7 protein-coding genes are annotated in these 6,428 nt (G+C 74.9%); 4 read left to right on the top strand and 3 right to left on the bottom strand.

All coding sequences use genetic code 11. The annotated features are described in order from the left end of the window. Together AB0O00_RS26405 and AB0O00_RS26400 are read right to left on the bottom strand one after the other, a co-directional pair. Positions 1 to 544: DUF3492 domain-containing protein (locus AB0O00_RS26405; RefSeq protein ID WP_363655780.1), on the bottom strand; the 544-nt coding region annotated here is incomplete at its 3' end. 226 nt (positions 545 to 770) lie between these two features. After that, the gene (locus AB0O00_RS26400; RefSeq protein WP_363655778.1) at positions 771 to 1,682 is read right to left on the bottom strand and encodes an alpha/beta fold hydrolase; all 912 of its coding nucleotides are present in this window, start codon (positions 1,680 to 1,682) and stop codon (positions 771 to 773) included. Positions 1,683 to 1,927: 245 nt separating this feature from the next. Between AB0O00_RS26400 and AB0O00_RS26395 the strand changes: the two genes are divergently transcribed. The 3 genes from AB0O00_RS26395 (at position 1,928) to AB0O00_RS26385 (ending at position 3,404) form a co-directional block, all read left to right on the top strand. Then, positions 1,928 to 2,569 (top strand): TetR/AcrR family transcriptional regulator, encoded by a 642-nt coding sequence (locus AB0O00_RS26395; RefSeq protein WP_363655777.1) that lies wholly within the window; start codon positions 1,928 to 1,930, stop codon positions 2,567 to 2,569. Between the two features lie 153 nt (positions 2,570 to 2,722). Next, a complete protein-coding gene (locus AB0O00_RS26390; RefSeq protein WP_363655775.1) occupies positions 2,723 to 2,950 on the top strand; it encodes a DUF3107 domain-containing protein in 228 nt (75 codons plus the stop codon). 127 nt (positions 2,951 to 3,077) lie between these two features. Then, the gene (locus tag AB0O00_RS26385; protein WP_363655773.1) at positions 3,078 to 3,404 is read left to right on the top strand and encodes a hypothetical protein; all 327 of its coding nucleotides are present in this window, start codon (positions 3,078 to 3,080) and stop codon (positions 3,402 to 3,404) included. An 18-nt stretch (positions 3,405 to 3,422) separates the two neighbouring features. Here the strand turns inward: AB0O00_RS26385 and AB0O00_RS26380 are convergent, their stop codons facing one another. Further along, positions 3,423 to 4,148 (bottom strand): ferritin-like fold-containing protein, encoded by a 726-nt coding sequence (locus AB0O00_RS26380; RefSeq protein WP_363655771.1) that lies wholly within the window; start codon positions 4,146 to 4,148, stop codon positions 3,423 to 3,425. 593 nt (positions 4,149 to 4,741) lie between these two features. Here AB0O00_RS26380 and AB0O00_RS26375 point away from each other — a divergent pair. Further along, positions 4,742 to 6,428: DEAD/DEAH box helicase (locus AB0O00_RS26375; protein ID WP_363655782.1), on the top strand; the 1,687-nt coding region annotated here is incomplete at its 3' end.

The raw sequence follows: 6,428 nt of genomic DNA, 5'->3' as shown, positions 1-6,428 counted from the left end.
GGTCCGCGCCGCCGAGGCCGCCGGGCCGGGTGCCGTACCAGGGCGCGGCCAGCGGGCGCAGGCACTGCTCCAGGAGGTCGGCGGCGACCAGGACGTCGCACACCAGCGGCTGTCCGGCCGAGGTGTCCGCGCCGGGCAGCCGCCAGACCCGCTCCAGGGTGCGGCGGGCGTGCGCGGAGGCCAGGAACGCGGACAGGCCGGCGTCCTCCCTGGCGAGCGCCGCCAGCCGGTACAGCCCGGCCCCGAACCCGGCGCGCTCGCCCGGCAGGACGAGGGCGCGCACCAGGTCCTCGTACGCCCGCGCGTACTGGCGTCTGCGGAGTGCGCCGGGGGCTCGCCCGGCGGGCCTGCGCCCCCACAGGGCCAGTTCGTGGACCCCGCGCCAGGCGGGCGAGATCCGGTCGCCGACGCCGAGGGCGTCCGGTCCTCTGAGCAGGTAGAGCTCGAACCCGTGCTCCGGCAGGCCCTCGGCCAGCCGGTCGCACCAGGCGGTGCCACGGCTCGGATGCGGACGGGCACCCTCGGTGAGCAGGGCGACGCGCACGGAAGACCTCCTCTTGCTGCCCCTCCGAGGGGCTGCGGAAGCTGGTGGCCGACCGCGTGCTGCCCGCCTGGTGGCGCGGCGTGTGTGGCTCTCCCCCCACACCTGTTCGGTCCGGCAGCAGAAAGGTAGGACCGGCCCGCGGCCATCCATCGGTCACATGCCTGGTTGCCACCTGAACGAGTGAACCGGCGTGACCTCGCCCCGGACGGTCCCGTTACCGCCGCCGTTACCGGCCGCGCGCGGCCAGCAGTTCCCGCACCTCGCGCGCCACCTGCTCCGGGTGCTCCATCATCGCCACGTGCCCGGACTCCGGCAGCACCAGCAGCCGGGCGTCCGCGAAGGCCGCGCAGGCCCGCCGGGCCGAGCGGTAGGAGACGAGCTTGTCGCGCAGCCCGTACACCAGCAGCACGGGCGCCCGGACCTGCTCGGCCTGGCGCCACAGCGCCTGGTCGCCGCGCTCGGTGTACGCCGAGACGATCCCGCGCGCCGAGCCGACCAGCGCCTGCATCGCGTGCGGCACCGCGAGCCGGCGCCGGTACTCGGCCACCGCGTCGGCCCGGGTGGCCGCGGGCAGCCCGTCCGGGTCGCCGTAGACCAGCCGCAGGAGGTCGTCGGCGGCCTCCTCCGGTCCGCGGGTGCCCGCCGGGAGCCGGCTCAGCAGGCCGGGCAGCCCGGGCACGGCGAGCAGGCCGGTCGGCCAGGCGCTGCGCTGCGGCGGCAGCTCGGGCAGCGCGGGCGAGACCAGGGTGAGGGTGCGCACGAGGTCGGGGCGCAGGGCCGCGAGCCGGACGGCGACGGCGCCGCCGAGCGAGTTGCCGAAGAGGTGGACGGGGCCGCGGCCGGCGGCCTCCAGGTAGCCGATGACGGCGCGGACGTGGCCGTTGACGCTGAGGTTGCCGTCCGCGGGCGGTCCGGAGGCGCCGAAGCCGGGCAGGTCCACGGCCTCGCCGTCGATCCGGTCGGCGAGCCGGCCCATGAGGGCCGTCCAGTTGCCGGCCGAGCCGCCGAGCCCGTGCACGAAGAGCCCGGGCTCGCGCCCGTCCGTCCCGTGCGCTCCGTCCGCCCCGGCCGGCCGGTGCACCGCGAGCACCGCCCCGGGGACCTCGACCGTCCGTACCTGCTGCTCAGCGCCGCTCATGGTGGACGATGGTAGTGAGCCCCCGCCGGGCGGCCGCCGCCGGGAGGACACCCTGCGTGGCCGGGCCGTTCCGCCCCCGTCACACCACTGCCGATGCCGAGGTCAGCGCCGTATTGTGGGCTCCTGACAAGGAGGCCGGGGGCTTTTCTCACGTCCGCCGAACGCGGACGCGGTTACCGAAAAGTAGAATCGGTCACCTTGCCAGTCCCGTACAGCCCCGTACGAACCCCGAAGTGAGGAGCGCCGTGACGGCCATCCAGGAGGCGCAGGAGCGCCCGCGCGGTGCCCGCCTGCCGCGAAGCGCCCGCCGTGAACAACTGCTCGGTGCCGCCCAGGAGGTGTTCGTCGCGCAGGGCTACCACGCGGCCGCCATGGACGACATCGCCGACCGCGCCGGGGTCAGCAAGCCGGTGCTCTACCAGCACTTCCCCGGGAAGCTGGAGCTCTACCTGGCGCTGCTGGACAAGCACTGCGACGCCCTCGTCGAGTCGACCCGCGAGGCGCTGTCCACCACGACCGACAACAAGCTGCGCGTGGCGGCGACGATGGAGGCGTACTTCAACTACGTCTCCAGCGAGTCCGGTGCCTTCCGGCTGGTCTTCGAGTCGGACCTGACCAACGAGCCGGCCGTGCGCGAGCGGGTCGAGCGGGCCTCCGAGGCGAGCGCGACGCTGGTCAGCAAGGTGATCCAGGAGGACACCGAGCTGCCCGAGTCGGAGTCCAAGCTGCTCGCGGCCGGGGTCTGCGGCCTCGCCCAGATCACCGCGCGCTACTGGCTGTCGCAGGGTCTGGAGATCCCGCGCGACGAGGCGGTGCGGCTGGTCGCCAGCCTCGCCTGGCGCGGCCTCAAGGGCTTCCCGATGCACCCGGCGGGCGAGTCCGCCTGAGGCCCGGGCCGTCGCCGGTGATCCGCTGACCTTCGCCTCCGCGGTGATCGCGTGCTCTATGGTGAAGCCGTACGGCGCGGTCGCCGCGAACGCTTGTCCCAGGCGCTCCGGTGCCCGCGCGTGGATGGCTGCAACCCCGGAGGGACGGAAGCCGTGGAGGTCAAGATCGGCGTGCAGAACGCGCCGCGCGAGATCGTGATCGAGAGCACGCAGAGCGCCGATGAGGTCGAGAGCGCGGTCGCCAAGGCGCTGGAGGGCACGTCGAAGCTCTTCTCGCTGACCGACGAGCACGGCCGCCGCGTCATCGTCCCGGCCGAGCGCCTGGCGTACGTGGAGATCGGCGAGCAGGCCGCCCGCAAGGTCGGTTTCGGCACTCTCTGAGTCGCCCGCCCGGTGCCCCGCTCCCCCGAGGGAGCGGGGCACCGCTGCGTGTACGCCCGGTCGGACCGGGGTAGGGCGCAGGTGCGGCCGTCCGAGCGCCGCGCGCCCGTCCCCCGGGGAGGCAGCCTTGCTGGTCGAGTCGATCGTCTTCGCCCTCATCGGCCTGGTCGTGGGCCTGGCCGCACTCCTGGCGCTGCCGGCGTACTTCCCGGCGGGCCGCGCCCTGGTGCTCGGCACCGCGGTGGCGGCGGCGCTGGTCGGCGGGGCGGTCGCGGCCTTCAGCCTGGCCGGGCACTACCCGGCCGGGTCGGCCCTGGCGGCGGCGGTCGCCTCGGCGGTGCTCACCTCCATGCTGGCCCGGCCCGACGTGGCCGCCGGCCGGGCCCCGGCGCACCGGCACCACCCGCACCGCGGGGGCGCCCACCGCGCGCCCCGGCGCCACCGGCCCGCGTAGCCCGCGCTTCGACGACCTTCAGGACGCCAGGCCGAGGGCGGCCATCCGCTTGGTGTGCGCCTCGGTGATCCGGTTGAACATCTTGCCGACCTCGACCAGGTCGAAGCCCTGCACCTGGACGCCGCCGACCAGCAGGTTGGACAGCGCGTCCCGCTCGGCGACGACGCGCTGGGCCTGGCTGAGCGCCTCGCCCATCAGCCGCCGGCCCCACAGGGCGAGCCGGCCGCCGGCCCGCGGGTCGGCCTCGATCGCCTGGCGGACCTTGTCGACGGCGAACTGGGCGTGGCCGGTGTCGGACATGACGCCGAGGACGAGGTCCCGGGTGTCGTCGTCGAGCCGGACGGCCACCTCGCGGTAGAAGTCGGTCGCGATGGCGTCGCCGACGTACGCCTTGACCAGGCCCTCCAGCCAGTCCGAGGGCGCCGTCATGCGGTGGAACAGCTCCAGCGGCTCGACGAAGGGGAGCATGGCCTCCTGCGGGTCGGCGCCGATCTCGGCGAGCCGGTCGTGCAGGCGCTGGTAGTGCTGGAACTCGGCGGAGGCCATCCGGGCCAGCGCCGCCTTGTCGGCGAGGCCGGGGGCCAGCTTGGCGTCCTCGGCGAGCCGCTCGAAGGCGCTCAGCTCGCCGTACGCGAGGGCGCCGAGCAGGTCCAGCACCGCCGCGCGGTAGCCCGGGTCGGCCGAGCAGCTCGCCCAGTCGCCGATCGAGCCGGCCTCGTCCTGCGTCTCACCGTGGGTGTCCATGACTCGCCACCTTAGTCCCGCCCGCCCGGCTCCCCCACACGGACCGGCCGCCCGCCGGCGGGCCGGGTGACCTCCCGCAACGCCCGGTCCGGCGCCGGTCGCCGGGGGCAATGTCAGACGCGTCACGTGTTCGAGTCGTCGCCTGACTGTATGGTGGTACGGAGCCCCGTCGTGCTCGCACGGTGTCACCGCCGTCTCGGTGTCCCGCGCAAGCCCGCTCCTAGCGGCACCGTCCCCTCGGACGTGTCCGCATCGGAGGCACGGGTACTCACGTACGCGGATGCCCGGTCGGAGAGCCGATCGGCTCCGACCATGGCTTGGACTTCAAGCCTTGGCACCGCATCAGTGGCCGAGCGAGGGCCGCCGAGACCGCGCCCGCCCGGCGGAGGTCCCGCGCAGGTCCCTCACGGGAATCCTCCCCGACGCCGCCGGCGACGCGCCCCGCCCATCGGGCCGCGCGCACCGGCCGGCCGCAGGGACCGGCGCGGTTGTGCGTCCGCGCAGCTGTTTCAGGGCATCCGAGCCCGTACGCAGCCGCGCGCCCGCCCGCCCGCCGCTCGCTCTCGGCCCCTCCACACGGAAGAGGCAGCACCCTGTCCACCACCGCTGAACCCATCAAGACGACGTTCCGAGAGCTGGGAATCCTCCCGGAGACCGCCGAGGCCCTGGAGGCCGTCGGCATCGTCCACCCCTTCCCCATCCAGGAGATGACCCTGCCGGTCGCGCTGACCGGCCACGACGTCATCGGCCAGGCCAAGACCGGCACCGGCAAGACCCTCGGCTTCGGCCTCCCGCTGATCGAGCGGGTCGTCGTGCGCGCCGACGTGGACGCCGGTCGGGCCGCCGAGGAGCAGCTCACGGACTTCCCGCAGGCGCTCATCGTCGTCCCGACCCGCGAGCTGTGCACCCAGGTCACCAACGACCTGCAGACCGCCGGCAAGGTCCGCAACGTGCGCGTCCTCGCCGTCTACGGCGGCCGGGCGTACGAGCCGCAGGTCGAGGCGCTCACCAAGGGCGTCGACATCGTCGTCGGCACCCCGGGCCGTCTGCTCGACCTGGCCGGCCAGAAGAAGCTCAACCTCTCCAAGGTCCGCGCGCTGGTCCTGGACGAGGCCGACGAGATGCTCGACCTGGGCTTCCTGCCCGACGTCGAGAAGATCATCACCATGCTGCCGGCCAAGCGGCAGACCCTGCTGTTCTCGGCCACCATGCCGGGCCAGGTCATCAGCCTCGCCCGCCGGTACATGAGCCAGCCGACGCACATCCGGGCCGCCGCCCCGGACGACACCGGCGCGACCGTCGCCAACATCGAGCAGCACATCTTCCGTGCGCACTCGCTGGACAAGGTCGAGATGGTCTCGCGCATCCTGCAGGCCGACGGCCGCGGGCTCGCGATGATCTTCTGCCGCACCAAGCGCACCGCCGCCGACGTGTCCGACCAGCTGACCCAGCGCGGCTTCGCGGCCGGCGCGGTCCACGGCGACCTCGGCCAGGGCGCCCGCGAGCAGGCCCTGCGGGCCTTCCGCAACGGCAAGGTCGACGTGCTGGTGTGCACCGACGTCGCCGCGCGCGGCATCGACGTCGAGGGCGTCACGCACGTCATCAACTACCAGTGCCCCGAGGACGAGAAGACCTACCTGCACCGGATCGGCCGCACCGGCCGGGCCGGCGCCTCCGGCACCGCCGTCACCCTGGTCGACTGGGACGACATCCCGCGCTGGCAGCTGATCAACAAGGCGCTGGACCTGCCGTTCAACGAGCCGGAGGAGACCTACTCCACCTCGCCGCACCTGTACGAGCTGCTGAAGATCGCGCCGGGCACCAAGGGCATCCTGCCCCGCTCGGAGCGCACCCGTGCCGGGCTCGGCGCGGAGGAGGTCGAGGACCTCGGCGAGACCGGCGGGCGCGGGGCGCGCTCCGGCCGCGGCGGCCGGGGTGGCCGTGGCGGCTCGGCTCGTCCCGGCGCCGGCCCGGCCGTCGAGGCGGCCGAGGAGAAGCCGCGGCGGACCCGCGAGCGCCGGCGCACCCGCCGGGGCTCCGACGTCGGCGCCGAGGGCGAGGCCGCTGCCGCGGTGACCGGGGCTCCGGCCGTCGAGGGCGCCGAGGGTGAGGCTGCTCCGCGCCGTCGTCGCCGCCGCTCGCGCGGTGGTTCGTCGGTCGCCGAGGCGGCCGTGGCCGGGACGGCGGTGGCCGAGGCCGCCGAGGCCGTCGTGGCGGAGGCCGTCGTCGCCGAGGCTCCGGCCGAGGAGAAGAGCCGGCGCGCACCCGGACCCGCAAGCC

The organism is Kitasatospora sp. NPDC093558 (assembly GCF_040683475.1).
In the GTDB taxonomy this organism is placed as follows: domain Bacteria; phylum Actinomycetota; class Actinomycetes; order Streptomycetales; family Streptomycetaceae; genus Kitasatospora.
The sequence above is the reverse complement of the archived record's forward strand: the minus strand, read 5'-3'. Positions and strand labels throughout refer to the sequence as shown.